This is a genomic window from Sphingomonas sp. TX0543 (genome assembly GCF_048565505.1).
GTDB lineage: Bacteria > Pseudomonadota > Alphaproteobacteria > Sphingomonadales > Sphingomonadaceae > Sphingomonas.
The window spans coordinates 186,458-208,843 of the sequence record NZ_JBLZUS010000003.1 but is presented as its reverse complement, the minus strand read 5'-3'; the positions used below and the strand labels follow the sequence as shown (position 1 = coordinate 208,843).

The following is a 22,386-nucleotide window of genomic DNA, read 5'->3' as shown; positions in this document are numbered from 1 at the left end:
CCGATTAACTCACCCCTTTTTTCTCATGCCTTCGCAGCCGCCGGCGCGCCGATCGCTGTCAGCAGTTCCTTCAACTGGACGGGGAAGGGGAAGACGATCGTGTTGCTTCGCTCGTTGGCGATCACGTTGAGCGTCGAGAGATAGCGCAGCTGCATCGCCCCGGGGTCGGCCGCCAGGATCTGCGCGGCCTCGACCAGCTTCTGCGCCGCCTGGTGCTCGCCCTCGGCATTGATGACCTTGGCCCGGCGCTCCCGCTCGGCTTCCGCCTGCCGGGCGATCGCCCGGACCATGGATTCGTCGATATCGACGTGCTTGATCTCGACGTTCGCCACCTTGATGCCCCAGGCGTCGGTCTGCCCGTCGAGGATCTCCTGCACGTCCGCGTTCAATCGGTCCCGTTCGGCCAGCAATTCGTCGAGCTCGTGCTTGCCCAGCACCGATCGCAGCGTGGTCTGCGCGAGTTCGCTGGTCGCCTGCATGAAATTCTCGACCTGGATCGTCGCCCGCTCGGGGTCGACCACCCGGAAGTAGATGACGGCGTTGACCTTCACCGAGACATTGTCCTTGGAAATCACATCCTGCGTCGGCACGCTGTGGACGATCGTCCTCAAATCGATGCGCACGAGTTGCTGTCATCGGCACGAGCAGGATCAGACCCGGTCCCCTCACGCCGGCGAAGCGGCCGAGCGTGAAGACCACGCCGCGCTCATATTCGCGCAATATCCGGATGGCGCTCGCGAAGAGCAGCACGACAAGCGCAAGGAGGACCGCCACCGCGATCAGCACAGGGTTCTCCAGAACGGTCATTTTGCTCTCCATCACGCTTGCGTCAGTTCACTCCGCCCCGTCCCCGTCTCGGACGTGCTCGACCTCCAGGGTCAATCCGTCGATCCCGACCACTCTCGCAAGGCCGCCAGGCGCGAGGGCAGCGCCGCTTGCGCGCCACCGCTCGCCATGCACCAGCACATGGCCGCCACTGCCTTCCCAACTCAGCACCGGCCGGTCATCCCGAGCAGGGCTTCGCGCCCGGTGCGGATACCACGCCGCCGTACCGAGAGGCTCATCGTTGTCACCAGCCCGGCGGCGACGAGGGACAAAAGGCCGCCCAGGAGCAGCACAGGGGCATTGATCATAGTCGCTGCACCGGGACAGAGCAGGGCAGCCGCCCCGCCAGTTATCGCTACGATACCGAGCCCCGCGACCACGCCATGCGCGGGAGCCGACAGCTCGCTTGCGAGCAGCAGCAGGCCGATGACGATCAATATGGTCGCGCTCGCTCCGAGCGGAAGAATGGCATCCAGCATCGCTCATCCTCACCCAGGTCAGGCAAGGTCATCGCATCCAGAGGAGTCGGCTTGCCCAGACATGAAGGCCGCTGCCTTGTCGGTACTCTTGCAGCTCCTGGAGAGTGCGCTTCAAGATCAAGTGATGCAAACGAGTTATAATGCCGCTTGAGCGCAAAGATTTTGCAGAGAATCGTCCAGCGATGGGCAGGCGGTGTGTCTAAGGGGTCCGATCAGCGGGTGCCCAGGCGCTCCATCCGCCGCCGAGCGCCAGAAAGAGCGTGACCTGATCGTCATTGATCGCCGCCTGTCCTTCCGCTTCCGCCTGCTCGGCCGCGATCAGATCGCGCTCCGCTTCGATCGCAGGCAGCTCGCCAATCTTCCCGCCCCGCCGCAGTTCCCGGGTTCGGCGGGCAACGAGCGCAGCCTCGGTGCGCGCGGCCTCGAGGCTGCGCTGCTGGTCGACCCCGGCGGCATAGGAGGTGAGCGCGCTCTCCACCTCGCGCAGGGCTCGCAGCACAGCCCCGTCAAAGGTCGCAAGGTCCGCGCGCCCCTGAGCCTCGGCTGCGGCGATCCGCGCACGTGCCGCATGGCGGTTCAGCGTCCAGCTGATCGACGGGCCTATGCCGAACCGGTTCGTCAGCGGGGACAGGAGGTCCGCGGCGGCGCCGGTCGAGCCGAGCGAGCCTCCCAACCGGATATCGGGATAGAGCGCCGCCGTCGCGACGCCGATCCGCGCGGTCGACGCGGCGAGATGGCGTTCAGCCAGCCGAATGTCGGGCCGGCGCTTCAGCAGCGCCTGCCCGTCGCCAACCGGAATGGCCTCCCGGACCTGGAGCGGTCTGTTGCAACCCAGAAGGTCGGCGTCGGCCTCGGCCGGCGCCCGCCCCATAAGCGCCGTCAGCCGGTACAGGGCGTTGCGCTGGCGCGCTGCGAGCCGCGGAAGGCGCGATCGGCTGGTTTCGAGCGTAACCCGTCGCCGGTCGAGCTCGTAGGGTGCGGCCCGGCCATGGGCGACCAGAATGCGCGTCAGCCCCAGACCCCGTTCCTGCAACGCGACCGAGCGTTCGAGAACCTGGATCTGGAACCCGCCGTTGCAGATGTCGGTATAGGCCCGCGCCGTCTCGGCCGCGACGTTGACCTGTACCAGATCGCGCGCGGCGACCGCGGCCTCCGCATCGGCGCTGGCCGCTTCGATGCCGCGCTTCAAACCGCCGAACAGGTCGAGATCATAGCTCACCGCAATGCCGGCATTGTAGATTTGCCGGACCGGAGGCTGCACGTGCGAGAGCTCCGCCTCGGCCGAGCGCTGGGCATAGTTCGTGTCGGCGTCGAGCCGGCCCTGGACTTCGCGGCTTGCACCGGATGCATCGACGAGCGCAAGCGTGCGTTCGAGATTGGCCTCGGCGACCCGCAGGTCCGTGTTTGCCGCAAGAGCCTGCGCGACCAGGCCATCCAGCAGCGGGTCGTCATAGAGTTGCCACCAGCGGTCGGGAAGGGGCTCGGCCACCGTCACGGCCTGGCCCGAGCGAAACGGACCCTGCGCCGGAGCGGCGTTGACCAGGGCGCCGTCGGGCACATGGTAATCGGGACCGACGACCGTACAGCCGGCCAGCGCGAGGGCGGCGAGAAGCGGCGCCGCTCTCCTCACCACGGCAGGCTCCGATGCACGTCGCGCCCGTCATTGCGCGGATGCACGACCACGGTCGCGGTTTGCCCCGGGATCAGACGGACGTTGGGCGGAACCTTGTTGATCGCGATCCGTACCGGGATGCGCTGCGCCAGACGCACCCAGGTGAAGGAAGGGTTCACATTGGCGAGCTGGCCGTCGGTTCCTGCCCGCTCGCGATCCTCGACACCGCCGGCGATGCTCTGGACATGGCCGCTGATCTCGTCGGCAACGCCCATCAAATAGATGCTCGCCTTGTCGCCCACGCGGATCGCCGGAAGCTTGGTTTCCTCATAATAGCCCTCGACCCTGAGCGATCTCTCATAGACGAGCGCCAGCGCCGGCTTGCCGGGGACGAGATAGACTCCAGGCTGCAGCGAGACATTGGTCGCGGTCCCGTCGACCGGCGCCCGGACAAGCGTTCGCTCAAGATTGAACCGTGCGAGATCGCGGGCCGCCACCGCTTGTCCCATCGCCGCCTGCAATCCCTCCGCCTTCGCGCGTCCCTGCTCGATCGCCTCGGCGGCGATCACATCCGTCATCGCGCGATTGCGCCGGTCCTCGCGGACCGCTTGGGCGAGCGCCGTGCGCGCGTTGACCAGATTGGCCTCGGCCTGCTCGACCGCGAGGCGGTAGCGTGGCCGGTCGATGACGAAGAGGACATCGCCCTTCCGCACCGCCTGGTTGTCCGTGACCCTGACTTCGGAGACCAGCCCGCCGACATCCGCGGCGACCGGGACCATATCGGCGCGAACCTTGCCGTCGCGCGTGATCGGCTCGACCTGGTAGCGCAGCCACAGCGCATAGATGCCACCCAGGATGACGAGGATCACCACCAAGGTAATCGCGGACCGCAACAGATTCTGACGGTGGAGCATGGTCGGCTTGAAACCAGTCGCTAGAGGAGAGCGTCGGCGAGGGCGCTCAGCCCCCACCAGAGGAGAACGAAAAGCGCGAGCTCGAGCAGACTAGGGTGCCAGAGCAGGCGATAGGCCGGCAGCCGCTGCAGCAGCGGGCGCAGCGCATAGACCAGGATTGCCGCCACCACGCCCCAGGCGAGCGCGGCGGGCACATAGACGCCCAGCAGGTCGATTTCGTCGATCATCCGCCGTGCGTCCGCACGAGTGGAGGCGAGACCGGGAACAGGTTGCAGCGCATGCCGACCAGCGCCCTCAGCGCACGGCGCCGTGGTTCGTCGAGCTCGAGCTCTAGCAGCGCGTTCAGGGCCGCATCGATCTGGTCGCGCATCGCATCGGGCGGCACCGAGGCATGACCCTGGCGCCATTGTTCGCGATAGAAGCTTGCGAGCGTCGCCAAAGCCGCACCGAGGCGATGGCGCACATCGTGAGGCACACGGGGCAATGCTCTGCGGATCGGAATGATGTTTCGTCCGATGCGAAGATCGGCAAGGCCGTCGGCCGCGTGGAGGGCGTCGCCCGGGACCGCGAACGCCATGCGCGCTGCGACCTGACCCAGGCGATCGACGGCCATCGCCGTCCATCTGTCGGCAAGGAAGGGGCGCTTGATGTCGGCGAGCCCGGCAAGGTCGCCCCAGTTGGCGCGCAGGATACGGCGCGCCGTCCAGGACGCGTTCGCCGACCGGAACATCCGCGTGACCGCCAGCGTCGCCACGATCCCGGTGAGCTGCGCCAGCCCGGTGTTCACGAACAGCGCGAAGTCGGCCTGGAACCGCGCCAGAAATCCCATAGCCACGATGAAACAGGAGAACATCGGCAAGGCTTGCGGCGATCGCTTCGGGTCAGCCTGGATGTAGCCCATCCACAACAAGGCGGGCGCGAGCGTGATGATCAGCAATTCATAGCCATCGACGCGCGGCAGCACGACGAACAGGTAGAAGGCTGCCAGCGGAAAGGTCTTGAGCGTCGCGACCAGATACCGTCCTATGACCGGCGCCGGATCGTCCTGCGCTGCGAACGAACAGGTGATGAGCGCCGCGAAAGCGGCCGTCGCCGAGCCGTTCGGCCAGGCAAGCAGGATCCAGACTGCGCAGTAGAGCATGATCGCGCTCGCCGTCGCCAAGCCGGCCAACGCCGCAACGCCATGGTCGCGCGCAAGCACGAAGCTATCGGCGGTCATGGCTTTGAGCACAGGACGGCCGGGCGACCCGATCCTGTCGGCGAGCCGGCGGCTCGCTGCAAGCGCCGTCAGAAACTCGGCTATGCGAATGCACGCGCTTGCCGCGAGCAAGCTAGACCAGTCCGCCTCTGCTTCCGCCTCCAGCGCCATTGCCTCGCAGCGGCGCACCAGCGGCCCTACCTCGTCGAGCCGGCTGTCCTCGCGCAGGAGCCAATCCCCGATGTCTTCGAGCAGCGCCTCCAGGGCGGCCGTGAGGCCCGAGCTTTCGCGCAGCTGATCGAGCCGGTTGGCCGATGCCGACGCGAGCGGCAAGATGTTGGCAAGATGCTGCTGGAGCGCGATCACCCGCCGCTTCGTGGCGGGCGCCCAGCGCTGGTCGAATGGCAAGTGGATCGCGATCATACCGAGCTCGGTCACGTCGGCCGCGAGCGTGCGACGATGCTCGTTCTCCAGCCGGGTGTGATGGCGTCCGAGCGCTTCGGCGGTCCAGAGCCGGGCATGCCCCAGGAATGCCTGCGCCCGCGCGCGGATGACCGGCGTGGCGCTCCACGGTTGCAGCAGGGCATGAACCGTGGTCACGCAGAGAATGGCGAGGGTCATTTCCTCGACGCGCGCGATGGTCGTGTCGAAGATGTTCCCCGGATCGTCGAGATAGGGAAAGCTCATCACCGCCGAGCTGAAGGCGGCCATCTGGAAGAGGAACGCGCGCGGTGTGCGGTCGAGGACGGCCAGGTAGATGCACAAGCCGGTCCAGGCGGCGAGGCACAGCACCAGAAGCTCCGGTGTCGATTGCAGATTCGGTACGAAATAGACGGTGACCGCAGCGCCGGTGGCGATGCCGCCGAGCCGATAGAGAGCCTTCGGCCGGAAGGCGCCCGCCATGGGCTGGGCGGTGACGTAGACCGTGAGGAGCGCCCACCAGGGCCGCGGCAGGCTGGCCCAGAACGCGATGCCGAGCGTGAGCGCCGCGGCGATGAAGCTGCTCAGCGAAAAGAGCAGCTTTTGCGGATCGATGTCCAGCGCGAGGGAAGGCAGGCGGCGCGGGCCTGCAAGCGAAACCGTCATCATGGGCAACCGTGACAAATGACTTGCGGGATTTGTCACGATCGCCGGCGACCGTGGTCATTACCTCCCTTGAACTGCCGCCTCCAATAGTCGAGCGGAGGGCCGGGGGCGTAGATCAAAATATTGATGGATAAGCGCAAGAATTTTGCGCTGAAGAGCAGGGCGCGTCGCGGCTGCTACATTCGCGCGGTACTGACGACGCTCTTGCAGCCCTCAACTGCTCTGATCCTTCGTTCCATCGTCGCCGCGCTGGCTACGGTCCTGGCCCGCGCCCGACAGGACGAAAACAGCGATTGGCACGGCAAGGAAGATGAGCAGCATGATCTGCTCTTCGCTCAGGATCCGATAGTCCTGGAGCGCGTACAGCCCCAGCATCAAGGCTGCCATGATCAACGTCCACAGTGCGCCCGACCACGTAAAGGGCGAGCCCGCCGTCGATCGCTCCGGTGCCTGCCCCTTCATGAGGCATCCTCTCCTAGCTGGGCTTTTGCCGATTATCATCATGACAGCCCGTCCAAGACTGCGTGACGGCCAGAACCGACGCAAACGAATGTTTTTGAAGGATGAACGCAAAGTTTTTGTGCTCATAGCGCCCGTGCTACTGCGCGCCGCGCCGCCGATATCGCTGCCTCTCAAAAATAGTCTTGGAGAACGAGGGAGATTTCCCGGCCGCGTTCCAGCGTCAGCGCCATCGTCGTGCCAACGCTCTGCCCGCCAAGGCGTCGGCCGCGGGCGGGGTTGGAGGCATCGACCGGCACGCCATCGATGGCGATGATCCGGTCGCCCTCGACCAGGCCCTGCCGGTCGGCCGGACTGAGCGGCGAGACATGGCGGACCAGCAGGTGATCGCCGAAGCGTTGCGCCCCGATCCCCGAACGATCCCGCGGCAAGGGTGCTCTCAGCAAGGTCTCATCGGCGCGGATCCGAAGCTCGCGATCGAATACGAACGCGAGGTCAAAGGCTCCGAAAGCCGGCCAGCCCAAATTCAAAGGCGCGTCGAGCGACCAGTTGGGAATGACACAAGCCGGCACGTCGCGCAGGACATGATCTCCGATCCTGAGCGCGCGCAGGGTGATCTGCATGCCGACCGCCCTTCCTTCGAGCCCCGCCGACATGGTCGTCGAGCTCGGCCGGCAAAGCAGCCCTGCATCCCGCGCATAGCGCTCCGACATTGTGCAAACGAGGTTGCTCCCGAGATCGACGACGGCCCGCTCCGCCTCCAACCCTTCGATCTTTGCCGCGATGATCGGCAAACCATGAAAACTGCGGCCAAGTTCGAGCCGGGTATAGCCGGCGACCTTCTCCGGCGCGAAATCTGCCATGATACGCAATCGGCTCTGGCTGAACTGGCATTCGAGCACCGCGCGGGTCAGGAAATCTCTGCCGATGACCATCGCCCCCTCACCGGGAAAGGCGGCTTCGACCATCGCCAGATCGTGACAAGCGACATCCAGCCCGGTGGCCGCGATGCCTCCCGCTTCCAGTCGTCCGATTCTGTACAGAGGAAGCGAGTATCGCGCCGTGAACATCGTCGCCAATGTGCTTCCGACCGGCTGCGCGCCAATCTGTCCGAGCAGTTTCGCGCTGAGGACGCTGCGCGAAGCGCCGGTGTCGACGACGCCTCGAACCGGAAGGCCGTTCAGCCTGGCGGGAACGGACAGGTAACTCGCCGTCCCGGAGTCGAATGCGATCCATTCGGGTCGTGGCTGCGGCGCGCCAACCGAGAATCCCCCAAAGCTCACATGAACATTCTGCCTGTAGTGCATCGCAGCCAAACCGTTGATCCCCCTGACATGCCCAGGTCGCAAAGCCCTCCGACGGCCCTCGCGCGGCGGAATTCAGAGGTTTCGAGGACGATGACAAATGAAAGATATTGCTGTTTTCGAGCAGACTATTTGATGGCAACCGCGTTTCGTGGCGTCGCGCAAAAGCATGCGGCCGAACTCTCTTGTTCCGGTCTCGCCGTTACTGGGCGGACTCCATCGACGCCCAGGTGGCCGGGAATTTGGTCTTGCTTCCGGCTCTAGATAATCGATCCGGCGTCGTCATAGGCAATGGTGCCGGCCTCGCCTTCATCCTCCCAGGCGTCAACCAGAATGGCGAATTTCGCGCCCGCGAAATGCACGTCCGGCCGATGCCAGGCGCGTCTGACGGTGATCAGCTTTCCTTCGATCTCGATCTCCTCGCCGGCAACGGGGCTGCGAGAAAAGTAGAAGTTTCCGCTCGATCTTGCCGCGGCCTCGTGCGGCCCGGCCAGCACTTCAACCAACATGGGCGGCCTCCTTTCATGCGTTTTCCGGTTTGGGATAGCGCCACGGCTCACCCCGGCCGAGGGCAGCGGCATATTGCCGGCCAGCAAACTCCCAGTTCGCAAGTCGCTCGAACCAGCCCGAAAGCCACTTGGCCCGATCCTGCCGGTAATCGATATAATAGGCGTGCTCCCAGACGTCGCAGGTGAGGATCGGCGTCACGCCCTCATCGACAAGCGGACTGGCCGCGTCATGGGTCGATACGACTTCCAGCCTGCCGCCCCTTGCGATCAGCCAGACCCATCCGGAGCCAAAGTGCCCAGTCCCCTCGGCGATGAACCGCTTGCCCAAGCTCTCGACGTCCCCGAATGCCGCGACAATCGCATCCGCGAGCGCTTCGGTTGGAAGGGCAACGCTTGGCGTCATGCTCTCCCAGAAGAAGCCGTGGTTCCAGGCCTGAGCGGCATTGTTGAACAGCCCTTTGGCGCCGCTGCCATCCGCGATGCGGACGATCTCCTCGAGCGTGTGCGCCGAGAAATTCTGCTCGGCGAGTAGCCGGTTGAGCGTCTCGACATAGCGCGCATGGTGGCGCCCGTGATGGATCTCCAGCGTCTCCGCCGAGAGCACCGGCGACAGATCGCTCGCGCCATAGGGCAGGGGCGGCAGAAGAAAAGTCGGCGCTACGGCATCGACATGTGATGGGCTGATGCCCGGGCTAGTCAGGGTCAAGGTTCGCCTCCCCGATACGGGCGCCGAGCGCCGCGATGCAGAGCGCGATCGCCCGCATTTCATGTGTTCCATCCCAGTCGCCATGCGGCCCGCAGACACGCGGCCCGTGCGAGCCAGCCTCGATCCAGCACCCGGCCGGAACGATCGAAGCGGCCGCTTGCCAGGATTCCGAATAACGCAGCGCCCGCACGTGGCTGCCATCCTCCTGCCGCCAGATGCCGGCCTCGACAGGAACCAGGTCTCGCAGCGACGAGAACAGCGCGAGCGCGATCTCCGCGTCGAGGCCCCTCGCCGGTCGCTCGGCTTGCCTGCAGGACGCCATCGCAGTCTCGAGCGCGGCATGGGATGCGCGCGCGGAAAGAGGCAGCACGCCCGCCATCATGGGAACGACACCCCGGCAGCTTGGGCGCCGACCGCAGCTTGCGTCATAGGGGCGCACACGGCGCGCAACAAACCATCCCCGATGCCATAGACCCATCCGTGGAGCGTGATCGGTGCGCCTCGCTCCCAGGCGTCCCGGATGACGGGGTTACCGGCCAGCGCTCTCACCTGGGCGGCGACATTGCGTTCGCACAGATCGTGCGGATCCTCTTCGCGACCGGCGGCGCAAGCCGATCCGCCGCGATGCAGCGCGCGCACGGGATCGAGCCATTGCCCGATCGCATCGTCCGTCCGGGGCTCCATGGCGGCCTGGATGCCGCCACAGCCATAATGGCCGACTACGATGACGTGCTCGACCTCGAGCGCCTCCACGGCGAACTGCAGCGCCGCCGCGAAATTGGGGTCGGACGTGCTCGCGATATTGGCGACATTGCGGTGGACGAACATCTCGCCGGGATCGAGGTCGACGATCTCCGTCGCGGGCACCCGGCTGTCCGAACAACCGATCCAGAAATAGCGAGGACGCTGCTGTCCCACGAGACGGCTGAAGAAGCTCGGGTCCGCCTTGGTCTTCGCGCTGGCCCAGGCGCGGTTGCGGGCGAACAGGGCGGACAGATCGTCGCCACCGCGGCGGGCGGTGACGGCCAACTCCTCCTCGCTCGCCCGCTCCCCGCTCATTGCCCCGCCGTCTGCAGGTCGACGATCCGTAAGTAGGGCTTCAGCGTCTTGTACCCCTGCGGGAAGAGCCGCGAAGCCTCTTCGTCGGACAATTTGGGCGAGATCACGACCGGCTCGCCCGGTGACCAGTTCACGGGGGTCGCGACAGTGCGGGCATCGGTCAGCTGAAGACTGTCGATCGCGCGCAGCACTTCGGCAAAATTGCGTCCGGTGGAGGGCGGATAGGTCAGGATGAGCCGGACCTTTCGGGAGGGATCGATGACGAACACCGATCGGACCGTCACCGTCGGATCGCTCTCCGGATGGATCATGTCGTAAAGCTTGGACACGCGGCCGTCGGCGTCGGCGATCATCGGGAAATCAAGCTTCGCGCCCTGCGTCTCCTCGATATCGACTTCCCACTTATGGTGGGCTTCGACCGGGTCCACCGACAGTCCGATCGGCTTCACGTTCCGTTTGTCCCATTCGCCTCGCAGCTTCGCTACCTCGCCCAGTTCGGTCGTGCAGACGGGGGTGAAGTTCTTCGGATGGCTGAACAGGATGCCCCAGCTCGGACCCAGCCAATCGTGGAAGCTGATACGGCCGTGCGTGCTGTCCTGTTCGAAGTCGGGGGCGATCTGCCCAAGCTGAATGGTCATAAAGGTGAATCCTCGCTGCGGTGCCCGGCATTTTGGACAAGCTCGCAGCATCAAACAAACGAATGATATTCTGCATTAACAACAAAAATACTGGGTTTATCGCCGATCGGCTCGTGATGGGCCATCTTACCGATCGTCAGGAGTGCGATAGGAACGGCGACTACGAGCATCAGATTGGCATCGTCCTCGGCGATGAGACCGGCCCTGGCGAGAAACCAGAGGCACAGGCGGATCGAAACGAGCGCAATGGCGATCGCGACGACCCAATAGAGTGCCCTCGAGGCTCGGGTCCGCCGAGGAGGCGGCGCCCCGAACGCCGGTTGGTCGATGTCACGGTTCATCGCCGTCTCCCTTCGGGGGATCACGATCGTTGGCGGCGCTGGCTTGTGGCTTGCGGGCTTGAGCCAGACCTTCTGGCGGCGGCCAGACCCGGTAGATGTCGAACGGCGGCGGAACCTCGCCTTGCCTCGCAGCCCTGTCGCGCCGCGCCTGACGGTCTGCGTCGAGGACGATGAACGCGCCGCCCGCGACGGCGATCAGCACGACAAGAATGATAAGCAGGGTCTGGCTCCCGATGACGCCGGCATCGCGGAGGCAGAAGGCCGTCAGGGCGAGACCGATCTCCGCGGCCGCGATCGACAGCATGATGGGGATAAAATCCGACTTTTCAGTCGGCGGCGGCTCGCGCCGCAAGGGTCCTGGATATCTCATGGCCTACTCGGCCAGGCGGGCTGGCCGCTCTTCGTTTCTTGGAGAGACGCAATGCCGTCTTTCCTTGTGCCGCCATCTTCCACCCGTTACCATCCATCAAGCAAATGAATATTATTGAGCATTTAGCGTAAGGAATTTGATGGATGGACATCGGCATCGCGCGCACTTTCCTGGAGGTGGTCAAGACCGGCAGCTTCGTCAGCGCCGCGAGCAACCTCAATCTGACCCAGACGGCGGTCGGCGCGCGCATTCGGGTGCTCGAGGACCAGCTCGACCGCCCCGTCTTCATCCGGAACAAGGCCGGTGCCAAGCTGACGCCCGCCGGCGAGCAGTTCCTGCGCTTCGCCACGACCCTGGTTCAGGTCTGGGCCCGCGCCCAGCGTGCGGTGGCGCTGCCGCCGGGCCGCGAGACCGTCGTGACTATTGGCGCCGAGCTCAGTCTGTGGAGTCCGCTGCTCCGGCACTGGCTGCTCTGGATGCGCCAGGAGTGTCCGGAAATTGCGGTCAGCACGACGATCGACACCTCCGAGCGCCTCATGGAGCAGATCCAGGACGGTTCACTCGACGTCGCGATCCTCTATGCGGCGCCCAGCCGTCCCGGGGTCATCGCCGAGCTGCTGTTCGAAGAAAAACTCGTGCTTGTGCGGACCACTCCCGTGACGACCCCGCTTGCGCCCGAGGATCATGTCCAGATCGACTGGGGCGAGGACTTTGCCGCCAGCTATCAGGCGGCCTTCCCCGACCAGCCCAATGCCGTGGTTTCCATCAGTTATGGCCCGCTCGCGCTCGACTATATCCTGGCGACTGGCGGATCCGGCTATTTCCGCAAGGGCTTCATCCGCTCCTATCTCGACGAAGGCCGCCTCGCGCTGGTCCCCGACAGCCCGGAATTCTCCTATTCCGCCTATGTCGTCCACTCGACGAAGGCCGACCCGGGGTTGATGGATCGCATTCGGGCCGGCCTGCGCTCGGCCGCCGCGGTGTCGGCATGACCGCGGAGCCTGCCTCGCCCGTCTGCTACGCCGCTGAGGCCGACGACGTCTATATGGGCTATGCCGGCCGCGAGGAGATCGTGACGGCGCTCAACGAACTTCTCGAAGCCGAGCGCGCCGGAGCGAAAGTGGCGCTGGTGAGCAGCAAATCCGACGGGCCCGCAAGCTATCTCTCGCTCATGCGGCAGGTGCGGGCCGACGAGGCCAAATGGTGCGCGATGCTGTCCCGCCAGATCAAGCGCCTCGGCGCCACGCCTTCGCGCAAGACCGGCACGTTCAAGGAAAAAGCCCTCGCGATCAGCGATCCCGCCGAGCGTCTCGCCTTCCTCAACCGCGGCCAGTCCTGGGTCGTCCGCAAGCTCGAAGCCCTCCAGCCCCGCATCCGCGACGACACCCTGCACAGGGACTTGCGGGAGATGCTCGACAGCCACCGAGCCAATATCGCGCAAGCCGAAAGCGAGCTTGCGTCCCACGAGTCCAAGGCCTGATCGCTTGCCTGTCGCTACGCACCAATTCCGATAGGCGATTGGCCGCTCGCCAGCCGGAGCATTGTCGCCTTGTCGGTCAGGAGATCGGCGATCGTGTAGGAATCGAACACCGCGAGCATCGCTTGGGCGCCCTTTTGCAGAACGCCGGTCAGCCCGCAGGCCGGCGACAGGGCGCATCCTGAGCAATCGGCAAGCTGGAAGCCATCCTCCGTCCGCCGCACGACCTCCCCCACCGTGATGTCCTTCGCTGCCCGCGCGAGCCGCATGCCGCCGGCGCGGCCGCGCAGGGTCTCGACGAAGCCGTCATGGGCGAGCGCGTTGACCACCTTCATCAGGTGATTTTGCGATATGTCGTAGGTGCGGGAGATCTCGCCGATCGAACAGATGCGATCCTCGTGCAGCGCGAGGTGGATCAGCACCCTCAACGAATAATCGGTGTATCGAGTAAGCCGCACGAACCTCTCCTGGGAGGAAGGCGGTCTTATACCTGTATTCAAGGCGCATGTTAAGCGTGCGACCAGGCGCCAGACAAAGCGACGTCCCTTCGCGCGCGGATGAGGGATGCGCGCGAAGGAACGTCGAGCCTCGCACCTGGCGGCGGTGCGAGGAAACGGTGATCAGGCGGCCTCGAGCATACGGCCGAGGTCTTCCTGGGCGTCGCCAGCCGGACGGATGTCGAACTTGTCGACGAGCACGCCCAGCACTTCGGCGGTCAGGAACTGCGGCAGCGTCGGCCCCAGGTGAATGCGGCGCAAGCCCAGATGGAGCATCGTCAGGAGGACGGCGGTCGCCTTCTGTTCGAACCAGCTGATCGCATAGTGCAGCGGCAGGTCGTTGACCCTGACACCCAGCGCATCGGCCACCGCGACCGCCACCTTGATCGCGGAATAGGCGTCGTTGCACTGGCCCATGTCGAGAACGCGCGGCACGCCGTTGATGTCGCCGAGATCCTCGCGGTTGAACCGGAACTTGCCGCAGCCGAGCGTCAGCACGAGGCTGTCCCTGGGCGTCGCCATGGCGAGGTCATGGAAATAGTTGCGGCCAGGGCGCGCGCCGTCGCAACCGCCGATGAGGAACAGGTTCTTCACGTCGCCGCTGCCGATCATGCCGAGTAGCGTATCGGCGACCCCCATGACGGTGTTGTGCCCGAAGCCGATGGTGATCGTCTGCTCGCCGGCGTCCTCGCTGAACCCAGGCTGCGCCAGAGCGCAGGCGATCGCCGGCGAGAAATCATGGTCGGTCAGATGCGGCACGCCGTTCCACCCCACCGGCCCGGCGGTGAAGATCCGGTCCGCATAGCCCTTGATCTCGGGGTTGATGAGGCAATTCGAGGTCATCACGATCGCGCCGGGGAATGCCGCGAAATCACGCTGCTGGTCCTGCCAGGCGCCGCCATAATTGCCAACGAGGTGCGGGTACTTCTTGAGGCCGGGATAGGCATTCGCCGGCAGCAGCTCGCCGTGGGTGTAGACGTTGACGCCCTTGCCCTCGGTCTGCTGGAGGATCGCCTCGAGATCGCCCATGTCGTGCCCCGACACAAGCAGGCACTTACCCGCCTTCGGCGTCATGCGCACCTCGGTCGGCTCGGGGTGCCCGAAACGTCCGGTGTTGGCGGCATCGAGCAGTTCCATGACCTTGAGGTTGAGCGCGCCGATCGCGAGCGATTCCGCGACGAGCGTATCGACGTCGACCGGATCCTGCGCAAGGAACGCCGAGATGCGGTGGAATTCGGCGCTCACGGCGTCTTCCTCGGTACCCAGGACCCGGGCATGCTCGCTATAGGCGGCGGTCCCCTTCAGCCCATAGAGGATGAGGTTGCGAAGGCCGACGACGCTCGGGCCGTCCCGGTCCATGAACCGCTGGATCGCAGCGAACGGCGCCGCGGCCGCGAGTTCGGACGGGGTCGTGCCGGGGTTCCAGGTCGCGGGCTCGGGAAGCGCGGACAGATCGGCGCCCGCCTTCTCGGCGAGCAGCCGGGCATCATCGCGCGTCTCGAGCGCCTTGGCGATCAGAGCGTGGAACCGGCTTTCGTCGAAATTCACGTTGGTGAGCGTGGTGAACCAAGCGTGCGGCGTGAAGGCATCGATCGCCGCGTCGCGAGCGCCGGCCCGCGCCGCGCGATCGGCATAGACCGAGATGCCCTGCATGAGGCGAAGCAGCACATCCTGAAGATCGGCGACCGTGGCGGACTTCCCGCAAGAGCCGACCTTGGTGGCGCATCCGCCCTTGTTCGATTGTTCGCACTGCACGCAATACATCAGGAAATTCCTCTTCCAAAGATGGAGACGGAATTCCACTTATCGGCGGCTTCCAATGATTCATTTGACATGAATCAAAAGGCTTTGCCCTCCCGTCGATCATAAAGGCTGGGCGCCGGCAAGGAGGGCCGGCCTCGATGCAGCTCACCCGTCACACCGATTATGCGCTTCGCCTGCTGATCTACCTCGCAGGGATCGGGGACCAGCGCGCGCAGATCGCGGCGGTCGCTGAAGCCCAGGCAATTTCGCGCACCCATCTCATGAAGATCGCCAACGAGCTCGCGCGCGCGGGCTTCATCGATGCCACGCGCGGGCGCGGCGGCGGAATCCGGCTCGCGCGTCCGCCTGGCGAGATCAATCTCGGCGCGGTCATTCGCGCGATGGAGCCACCATGTCCGATGGTGGATTGCACCTCCTGCCGGCTCGTGCGCCGCTGCTCGCTTCCCGGGGTCCTCGACCAGGCATCCTCGGCGTTCCGGGCCGTGCTCGAGAGATACTCGCTGGCCGACATCGTCCGCGAGCGGGGCACCCTTCTCGCGGCCTGAAACGTCCGACGCGGAAACTCGCTTAGGCGTCCAGCAGGCTCTCGAGACCCCGGGCGACACAATGCGCAGGCTTGTCGGCGACCACGACCTTCAAGCCGGTGCCTTCCGCGATCATGTCGCGCATGAGCGGAACAAGCGCGCCGCCCCCGGTCAGCATGATACCCGCATCATGGATGTCCTGACTGAGGTCCGGCGCGGTCCGAGCCAGCACGTCGCGCACGACCTTTACGACTTGCGCGACATGCTGTTCGACGATGAGGTCAAGATCGTGCATCGCGACCGAAATGGTCTTCGGCATGCCGGTTCGCAGGCATCGTCCGCTCACCGGAAGGTCGGACGGAGCCGCAGGGCCCGCTTCTCTCAGCGATACATAGTCGAGCTTGAGCTGCTCGGCCGAGCGCTCCCCGATCAGGAATTTGTGGCGAAGATGAACCCGGTCGGCGAGCGCCCGGTTCAGCGTGTCGCCCCCGATCCGGACTGAACCGCTTCCACAAGGCCCGCCGAGCGAGAAGATCGCGACCTCGGTCGTTCCGGCGCCGCACTCGACCACCATCGCACCGCTGGGCCTATCTACAACGATACCGGCACCGATCGCGGCGGCGAAGGGTTCGGTCAGCAAGGTGACAGGTCCAAGCCCCGCATCCCTGCCGGCGGTGAGCATCGCGCTCCGCTCGGCCTGCGTCGCATCTGCGGGAATGCCGATGATCGCCGCTGGCGCGCGCCACCGGCGCCGGCCGGTCGATTTCGCCAAAGCGTAACGCAGCATGCGCTTTGCCGCGTCGATATCCTGCAGGACGCCGCGGCAAAGCGGCCGCGCGATCCGCAGGTTCGCCGGCGTGCGGTCGACCATGGCATAGGCCTCGCTGCCCGCCGCAAGAAGACTTGTCATGCCATGCCTGCCGCGGACGCAGCACAGCGAGGGCTCGTCGAACACGAGCCCATCGCCGCGCCGCAGGACACGCATGTTCGCGGTGCCGAAATCGATCGCGATCTCGGGCCGCCGCCGGGGCAGGAAGGAACTCATGGCATCATGCCTACCTTCCCGCGGCGCGATTGTCTTCCTCCCTGCAACGCGCTTCAGCTCATAGGCTCGCTTCCTGGGCGCGGATCGCCCGCCAGAAGCCGTCGATGCACCTGGCGAGGAAGGGTGGATCGGCCGCTTCTCCCAGCACATCCCTGAGAACGGCCGTGAGAGCATCACCGAATTGCGTCTGGTAGTGCCGATCTGCCCCCCTATGATCCACGCTTGGCGTACCGCCCTCGCTCCCGGCGACGTCGATCAGAAGGCCGACCAGTTCGGCGGAGGCCTGTAGATCGGCCGGCGAAGCGTCGACCGATTGCGGCCCGGCGAAATGCTGCGCCATCGCCGCCTCGATTTCCGGGCGATGCGCAGCAAGCAGCTGCTCGGGATGACATCCCGTGGTTTCCTGTTCCATGTTTGTAATTCCAGTCCTGCGGCGCGCCCGCGACGACGCGCGCCGTGAAAAGCGAAGGGGCTCGACCATGGGCGAACCCGGCTATCGGACCTCGGACGCGGCGCTCCTAGGAGGTGGCCCGCACCGAGGGGTGCAGGCGTGTCATCAGGCTACCGCCGTGCGTCTGCAGCCGAAGGAAGGCGGGGGTGCCACTCATCCCTGAGAGATAGGGCGCATCACTCAGAAAGCAACAAACCCCTGCCGTGCCGCACGCTTTTAGCGCAATAACTTTGCGTTAAATGCTCAATAATACTCATTTGCCTTATGGAAACCGCCGTCGCACAGTGCGGCTCCTGAGTGGAAATGATGCTCGCGACAACAGTGCCCGGGAGGATCCTGAAGTCTTCAGGCCGGAGCACGGGAAGGAGCTGAACGCCGAGGAACCACACGCATGACGGCAGCGGATCTGCCAGGGAATCCCCTGACCCTGGAACAATGGCGACAGGTCGACGCTCTGACCCGGTCGCTGGATCCGATGCAGGTGCGCTGGCTCAGCGGCTATTTCGCCGGGTTAGACGCCGGCTTGCGGCAGCCCCACCCGCTGCCGGCGTCGCCATCGGCCGGGAACGCCCGATCGCTGACCATCCTTTACGGCACCGAGACGGGCAACGCCGCCGATCTCGCGCGCAACCTGCAATCGGCCATCGTCGACACGGGCATGACCTGCACGCTCGCCGACATGGCGGATTACAAGCCCCGCAATCTGGCGCAGGAGCAGGATCTTCTCGTCATCGTCAGCACCTATGGCGAAGGCGATCCGCCGCAGCCGGCGACGGGCTTTTTCGAATTCGTCGAAGGGCGCAAGGCGACGAAGCTCGATCAGCTCCGCTTCGCCGTCCTGGCGCTCGGCGATTCGACCTACGAATTCTACTGCGAAGCCGGCAAGCGCCTCGACCGCCGCTTCGAGGATCTCGGCGCCGAGCGGCTTGCGCCGCGCGTCGATTGCGATGTCGATTACGAGGAACCGGCGGAGGCGTGGACGAAGGCCATCGTCGCACAGCTCGGCGCCGAACCGCGAAGCCTTCCCGCCGCGGCCGACGCGCCAGGATCGCTTCGCAATCCGGTACCGCCGGTCGCCTATGACAAGCGCAACCCGTTCCAGGCGACTGTGATCGAGAATATCCCGATCGTGGGACGCGGCTCCTCGAAAGAGACCCGCCACGTCGAGTTCTCGCTTGCCGGCTCGGGTCTCGTCTACGAACCGGGCGACGCGCTCGGTATCGGCGCCTCCAACGACCCGGTGCTCGTCGCGACCTTGCTCGAAGCCCTTGCGCTCACATCTGGCGCCGAGTTCGAACTCAAAGGCCGACACCTCACGCTCGGCGAAGCGCTGACCCATCACTATGAGATCACCGCCGCGACGCCGCGCTTCCTCGACTATTGGGCGATGCTGAGCGAAGCCGATGCGCTGAAGCAGCTCCAGGACAGCGACCGCGCCGGCGAGCGCTCCGTTTTCCTGCGCACCCACCACATCCTCGACATCGTCCTGCGCTTCCCCGTCCGGGGCGTGATGGCGCAGGGTTTCGTCTCGGCCCTACGGCCGCTCCAGCCGCGCCTCTATTCGCTCGCATCGAGCCTCGCGGCCGCGCCCGAGGAGGCCCATCTCACCGTGGCGCCGCTGCGCTACAGCCTGCACGGTTCGGAACGCAGCGGCGTCGCGTCCGGCTGTCTTGCGGATCGTGTCGAACTCGACACGACATTGCCGGTCTACATCCAGAGCAATCCACACTTCCGTTTGCCCCGTGACGATGCGCCGATCGTCATGATCGGCGCGGGAACGGGGGTCGCGCCGTACCGCGCCTTTCTCCAGGATCGCGAGGCGCGCGGATGCGGCGGCAAGAGCTGGCTCTTCTTCGGCGAGCGCAATTTCCGGACGGACTTCCTCTATCAGACCGAGTGGCAGACCTGGCTCAAGGAGGGGACGCTCGACCAGATCGATGTCGCCTTCTCGCGGGATCGAGCGGACAAGGTCTATGTCCAGCACCGCATGCAGGAGCGGGCGCGCGACCTCTTCGCGTGGCTGGAAGAAGGCGCCCATGTCTACGTCTGCGGAGATGCGGCCAATCTCGCCCCCGACGTCCACCAGGCGCTGATCGATATCGTCGCGAGCGAAGCGCACACCAGCCACGAAGCCGCGGAGGACTATGTCCGCTCGCTGCAGGCCGACCATCGCTACCAGCGCGACGTCTATTGAGGGATCAAGGATGACCGACAATGCCCTGATCGACCGAAGCCGCGACATTTCGCAGCCGCTCGAGCAACTCGGCGCGGACGAACGCATGAAGGAGACGAGCGACTATCTGCGCGGCACGATCGCGCTCGGCCTGCTCGACCGTATCACGGGCGCCGTGCCGTCCGTCGACGACGTGAAGCTCATGAAGTTTCATGGCATCTACCAGCAGGACGACCGCGACCTTCGCGACGAGCGCCGGCGCCAGAAGCTTGAGCCGGCTTTCCAGTTCATGATCCGCGTGCGCCTGCCGGGCGGTGTCTGCACGCCCAGGCAGTGGCTGAAGCTCGATGAACTCGCCCGCGCCCACGGCGGCGAGACGCTGCGCATCACGACGCGTCAGACCTTCCAGTTCCATTGGGTGCTGAAAGACAGCCTGCGGCCTATCATCCAGGGCCTGCACGAGACACTGCTCGATACCGTTGCGGCCTGCGGCGACGACAGCCGCGGCGTGATGTGTACGGTCGATCCCCAAAGTTCGCGTTTCCACGCCGCTGTCGCGGCCATGGCGAAGCGGGTTTCCGACCATGTCATCCCTAAGACCCGCGCCTATCACGAAATCTGGTACGGCAGCGAACGCGTCGCCGGCTCGGGTCCAGAAGAACCCTTCTACGGGCGCACCTACATGCCCCGGAAATTCAAGATCGGCTTCGCGCTGCCGCCATCCAACGATATCGACGTCTATGCTCAGGATCTGGGCTTCATCGCCATCGCGGGCGAGGATGGCCTCGCGGGATTCAACGTCGCGATCGGCGGCGGCATGGGCCGGACCGACCAGGCGCCCGAAACCTATCCCCGGCTCGCAAGCGTTATCGGCTTCATCCCCGCGGACCAGGTCGTCGCCTGCGCCGACGCGGTCATGACCGTCCAACGCGATTATGGCGATCGCAAGGACCGCCAGCACGCCCGCTTCAAATACACGATCGACGACAAGGGGCTCGACTGGATCACCGCCGAGATCGAACGCAACATGGGCTTCGCATTCGAGCCGCCGAGGGCGTTCACCTTCACCTCGAACGGCGACAGCTACGGATGGAATACGACGCCCGATGGCCGGCATCACCGCACCCTGATCATCGAGAACGGGCGGCTCGACCTGAGGCTACTCGACATGATCCGCGATATCGCCCGCATCCACCGGGGTGCGTTCCGGATCACGCCCAACCAGAATGTGATCGTCGCCGGCGTGAAAGACGAGGATCGCCCCGCGATCGACGCGATCCTCGCCGAGCACTGGCCGGAAATCGATAATTTCTCGGTCCTGCGCCGCAATGCGATCGCCTGCGTCGCGTTGCCGACCTGCGGCCTCGCCATGGCCGAAAGCGAGCGCTATCTGCCCAGCCTGCTGGACCGCATCGAAGCGATCCTGGCGGAGAACGGTCTTTCGGACGAACCCATCACCGTGCGGATGAGCGGCTGCCCGAACGGTTGCTCGCGTCCCTATATCGCCGAGATCGGGCTTACCGGACGGGCCCCGGGCAAATATAATCTCTATCTCGGGGGCGGATTTCATGGTGAGCGCCTCAATCGCATGGTGCGCGAGAATGTCGGTGAGCCGGTGATCCTCGAAGTGCTAGCCGACGCGCTCGGCCGCTATGCCCGCGAGCGCGAGCCGGGCGAGCATTTCGGCGATTTCACCATCCGAGCCGGGATTGTCCGCGCGGTTACCGAGGGGCGCTTTTTCAATGACTGATCGCATGAACGACGAGGATCACCGAGACCCGCGGCCGCAAACCATTTCGGCCGCCTATGGGGTGGCGACCGACGCCGGCTTCGGAGCGGTGGCGCCGCCCATCTATCTCTCCAGCACCTACGAGTTCGCGGGCTACGACCAGCCGCGCCGCTACGATTACGGCCGCGGCGGCAACCCGACGCGCGATCTTCTTGGAGAGGCGCTCGCCAAGCTCGAGGGAGGCGCGGGCGCCGTCATCACGGCAAGCGGCATGGCGGCGCTGGACCTGCTGGTGGGTAGACGGCGGCCGGGCGATCTCATCCTCGCCCCGCATGATTGCTACGGCGGCACGATGCGCCTCCTCAAAGCCCGGGCCGACCGGGGTCACTGCTCGGTGCGGTTCGTCGACCAGGCGGACGAGGCAGCCTTCGGCGCGGCGCTTGCCGATCTGCCCGCGCTCGTCCTCATCGAAACGCCCAGCAATCCCCTGATGCGGGTGGTCGACATCGAAGCGCTTGCCGCCCGGGCACGCAAGGCCGGAGCTGAAGTCGCGGTCGACAACACCTTCCTTTCGCCAGCGATCCAGCGGCCGATCGCGCTCGGAGCCGACTATGTCATCCATTCGACCACCAAATATCTGAACGGTCATTCCGATGTCATCGGCGGGGCCGTCGTCGCAGCAGACCCCGCTGCGGTCGAGGAACTGCGCCAATGGGCCAATGTCGTGGGCTCGGCCGGCGCTCCGTTCGATGCCTGGCTCACCCTGCGAGGCCTGCGCAGCCTGTTCCCGCGCATGGAGCAGCAGCAGATCAACGCCATGGCTGTGGCAAACCACCTCCAACGCCATCCGGCGGTGGCGAACGTCTACTATCCGGGGCTCGCGTCGCATCCCGGACACCTGATCGCCTCGCGCCAGCAGCGTGGGTTTGGGGCGATGCTGAGCTTCGAGCTCGCCGGCGGCGTTCCAGCCGTTCGTCAGTTCATCGACGCGGTGGAGTTCTTCACGCTCGCTGAATCGCTTGGGGGCGTCGAAAGCCTGGTGGCTCATCCAGCGACGATGACCCACGCCGACATGGGCGAGGAGGCCCGCGCCGTCGCCGGGATCAGCGACAGCCTGCTTCGCCTATCCGTCGGCCTTGAAGCCGAGCAGGATCTGATCGCCGGACTGAACAAAGGACTTGCCGCGTGCAGCGCGTGATCACCCACCGGCTGAGCGGTGAGAGCGG

At 65.5% G+C, this 22,386-nt stretch carries 25 protein-coding genes and 1 pseudogene; 6 read left to right on the top strand and 20 right to left on the bottom strand.

Annotation, left to right across the window (positions count from 1 at the left end; genetic code table 11):
• Positions 1 to 23: 23 nt before the first annotated feature.
• The 16 genes and pseudogenes from ACM61V_RS18805 to ACM61V_RS18730 all read right to left on the bottom strand — a co-directional run bounded on the left by ACM61V_RS18805 (position 24) and on the right by ACM61V_RS18730 (position 11,482).
• A pseudogene (locus tag ACM61V_RS18805) lies at positions 24 to 807 on the bottom strand (slipin family protein).
• Between the two features lie 27 nt (positions 808 to 834).
• A complete protein-coding gene (locus ACM61V_RS18800; protein ID WP_419714459.1) occupies positions 835 to 996 on the bottom strand; it encodes an NfeD family protein in 162 nt (53 codons plus the stop codon).
• Positions 990 to 1,304, bottom strand: coding sequence for a hypothetical protein (locus tag ACM61V_RS18795; RefSeq protein ID WP_419714458.1), 315 nt, complete (start codon positions 1,302 to 1,304; stop codon positions 990 to 992). The genes ACM61V_RS18800 and ACM61V_RS18795 overlap by 7 nt, the downstream gene beginning before the upstream one ends.
• A 199-nt stretch (positions 1,305 to 1,503) precedes the next feature.
• The gene (locus ACM61V_RS18790) at positions 1,504 to 2,934 is read right to left on the bottom strand and encodes an efflux transporter outer membrane subunit (protein ID WP_419714457.1); all 1,431 of its coding nucleotides are present in this window, start codon (positions 2,932 to 2,934) and stop codon (positions 1,504 to 1,506) included.
• Positions 2,931 to 3,830, bottom strand: coding sequence for an efflux RND transporter periplasmic adaptor subunit (locus ACM61V_RS18785; RefSeq protein WP_419714456.1), 900 nt, complete (start codon positions 3,828 to 3,830; stop codon positions 2,931 to 2,933). Before ACM61V_RS18785 ends, ACM61V_RS18790 begins: the two co-directional genes overlap by 4 nt.
• A 20-nt stretch (positions 3,831 to 3,850) precedes the next feature.
• On the bottom strand, positions 3,851 to 4,057 hold the full coding sequence (locus tag ACM61V_RS18780) for a DUF1656 domain-containing protein (protein ID WP_419714455.1): 207 nt from the start codon (positions 4,055 to 4,057) through the stop codon (positions 3,851 to 3,853).
• Positions 4,054 to 6,114, bottom strand: coding sequence for an FUSC family protein (locus ACM61V_RS18775; RefSeq protein WP_419714454.1), 2,061 nt, complete (start codon positions 6,112 to 6,114; stop codon positions 4,054 to 4,056). Before ACM61V_RS18775 ends, ACM61V_RS18780 begins: the two co-directional genes overlap by 4 nt.
• Positions 6,115 to 6,327: 213 nt before the next feature.
• Positions 6,328 to 6,576 carry a hypothetical protein gene (locus ACM61V_RS18770; protein WP_419714453.1) on the bottom strand — a complete coding sequence of 83 codons (249 nt, stop codon included), beginning with the start codon at positions 6,574 to 6,576 and terminating at the stop codon, positions 6,328 to 6,330.
• 170 nt (positions 6,577 to 6,746) lie between these two features.
• Positions 6,747 to 7,880 (bottom strand): aspartyl protease family protein, encoded by a 1,134-nt coding sequence (locus tag ACM61V_RS18765; protein ID WP_419714452.1) that lies wholly within the window; start codon positions 7,878 to 7,880, stop codon positions 6,747 to 6,749.
• Positions 7,881 to 8,137: 257 nt separating this feature from the next.
• Positions 8,138 to 8,386 (bottom strand): hypothetical protein, encoded by a 249-nt coding sequence (locus tag ACM61V_RS18760; RefSeq protein WP_419714451.1) that lies wholly within the window; start codon positions 8,384 to 8,386, stop codon positions 8,138 to 8,140.
• 13 nt (positions 8,387 to 8,399) lie between these two features.
• On the bottom strand, positions 8,400 to 9,092 hold the full coding sequence (locus tag ACM61V_RS18755) for a superoxide dismutase (RefSeq protein WP_419714450.1): 693 nt from the start codon (positions 9,090 to 9,092) through the stop codon (positions 8,400 to 8,402).
• Positions 9,079 to 9,474, bottom strand: a complete 396-nt coding sequence (locus ACM61V_RS18750; protein ID WP_419714449.1) for a hypothetical protein — start codon at positions 9,472 to 9,474, stop codon at positions 9,079 to 9,081. Before ACM61V_RS18750 ends, ACM61V_RS18755 begins: the two co-directional genes overlap by 14 nt.
• Complete coding sequence (locus ACM61V_RS18745) at positions 9,471 to 10,151, bottom strand: carbonic anhydrase (protein WP_419714448.1); 681 nt, start codon at positions 10,149 to 10,151, stop codon at positions 9,471 to 9,473. Before ACM61V_RS18745 ends, ACM61V_RS18750 begins: the two co-directional genes overlap by 4 nt.
• Complete coding sequence (locus ACM61V_RS18740; RefSeq protein ID WP_419714447.1) at positions 10,148 to 10,789, bottom strand: peroxiredoxin; 642 nt, start codon at positions 10,787 to 10,789, stop codon at positions 10,148 to 10,150. The genes ACM61V_RS18745 and ACM61V_RS18740 overlap by 4 nt, the downstream gene beginning before the upstream one ends.
• Before the next feature lie 50 nt (positions 10,790 to 10,839).
• Positions 10,840 to 11,130 carry a hypothetical protein gene (locus ACM61V_RS18735; protein WP_419714446.1) on the bottom strand — a complete coding sequence of 97 codons (291 nt, stop codon included), beginning with the start codon at positions 11,128 to 11,130 and terminating at the stop codon, positions 10,840 to 10,842.
• Positions 11,120 to 11,482, bottom strand: coding sequence for a hypothetical protein (locus ACM61V_RS18730; RefSeq protein ID WP_419714445.1), 363 nt, complete (start codon positions 11,480 to 11,482; stop codon positions 11,120 to 11,122). The genes ACM61V_RS18735 and ACM61V_RS18730 overlap by 11 nt, the downstream gene beginning before the upstream one ends.
• Positions 11,483 to 11,643: 161 nt before the next feature.
• Between ACM61V_RS18730 and ACM61V_RS18725 the strand changes: the two genes are divergently transcribed.
• Complete coding sequence (locus tag ACM61V_RS18725) at positions 11,644 to 12,492, top strand: LysR family transcriptional regulator (RefSeq protein ID WP_419714444.1); 849 nt, start codon at positions 11,644 to 11,646, stop codon at positions 12,490 to 12,492.
• The gene (locus tag ACM61V_RS18720; RefSeq protein WP_419714443.1) at positions 12,489 to 12,980 is read left to right on the top strand and encodes a DUF6306 domain-containing protein; all 492 of its coding nucleotides are present in this window, start codon (positions 12,489 to 12,491) and stop codon (positions 12,978 to 12,980) included. Before ACM61V_RS18725 ends, ACM61V_RS18720 begins: the two co-directional genes overlap by 4 nt.
• 14 nt (positions 12,981 to 12,994) lie before the next feature.
• Here the strand turns inward: ACM61V_RS18720 and ACM61V_RS18715 are convergent, their stop codons facing one another.
• Positions 12,995 to 13,435 (bottom strand): Rrf2 family transcriptional regulator, encoded by a 441-nt coding sequence (locus tag ACM61V_RS18715; protein ID WP_419714442.1) that lies wholly within the window; start codon positions 13,433 to 13,435, stop codon positions 12,995 to 12,997.
• A 162-nt stretch (positions 13,436 to 13,597) separates the two neighbouring features.
• Entirely contained in the window at positions 13,598 to 15,238 is a 1,641-nt protein-coding gene (hcp, locus tag ACM61V_RS18710) for a hydroxylamine reductase (protein WP_419714441.1), read from the bottom strand.
• 137 nt (positions 15,239 to 15,375) lie between these two features.
• On the opposite strand from hcp, the gene ACM61V_RS18705 reads away from it, so the two are divergent.
• The gene (locus ACM61V_RS18705; protein ID WP_419714440.1) at positions 15,376 to 15,783 is read left to right on the top strand and encodes an RrF2 family transcriptional regulator; all 408 of its coding nucleotides are present in this window, start codon (positions 15,376 to 15,378) and stop codon (positions 15,781 to 15,783) included.
• Between the two features lie 22 nt (positions 15,784 to 15,805).
• On the opposite strand, the gene ACM61V_RS18700 is transcribed toward ACM61V_RS18705, so the two are convergent.
• Positions 15,806 to 16,807 carry a rod shape-determining protein gene (locus ACM61V_RS18700; RefSeq protein ID WP_419714439.1) on the bottom strand — a complete coding sequence of 334 codons (1,002 nt, stop codon included), beginning with the start codon at positions 16,805 to 16,807 and terminating at the stop codon, positions 15,806 to 15,808.
• A 58-nt stretch (positions 16,808 to 16,865) separates the two neighbouring features.
• Complete coding sequence (locus ACM61V_RS18695) at positions 16,866 to 17,219, bottom strand: hypothetical protein (RefSeq protein ID WP_107394438.1); 354 nt, start codon at positions 17,217 to 17,219, stop codon at positions 16,866 to 16,868.
• A 430-nt stretch (positions 17,220 to 17,649) separates the two neighbouring features.
• Here ACM61V_RS18695 and ACM61V_RS18690 point away from each other — a divergent pair, with 430 nt between their 5' ends.
• The 3 genes from ACM61V_RS18690 to metB are packed head-to-tail and all read left to right on the top strand — an operon-like array spanning position 17,650 to position 22,358.
• Positions 17,650 to 19,452: an assimilatory sulfite reductase (NADPH) flavoprotein subunit gene (locus tag ACM61V_RS18690; RefSeq protein ID WP_419714438.1), complete on the top strand. Its 1,803-nt coding sequence runs from the start codon at positions 17,650 to 17,652 to the stop codon at positions 19,450 to 19,452.
• Positions 19,453 to 19,462: 10 nt separating this feature from the next.
• Positions 19,463 to 21,181 carry an NADPH-dependent assimilatory sulfite reductase hemoprotein subunit gene (locus ACM61V_RS18685; RefSeq protein WP_419714437.1) on the top strand — a complete coding sequence of 573 codons (1,719 nt, stop codon included), beginning with the start codon at positions 19,463 to 19,465 and terminating at the stop codon, positions 21,179 to 21,181.
• A gap of 4 nt (positions 21,182 to 21,185) precedes the next feature.
• Positions 21,186 to 22,358, top strand: a complete 1,173-nt coding sequence (gene metB, locus ACM61V_RS18680) for a cystathionine gamma-synthase (RefSeq protein ID WP_419714436.1) — start codon at positions 21,186 to 21,188, stop codon at positions 22,356 to 22,358.
• The last annotated feature ends 28 nt before the right edge of the window (positions 22,359 to 22,386 follow it).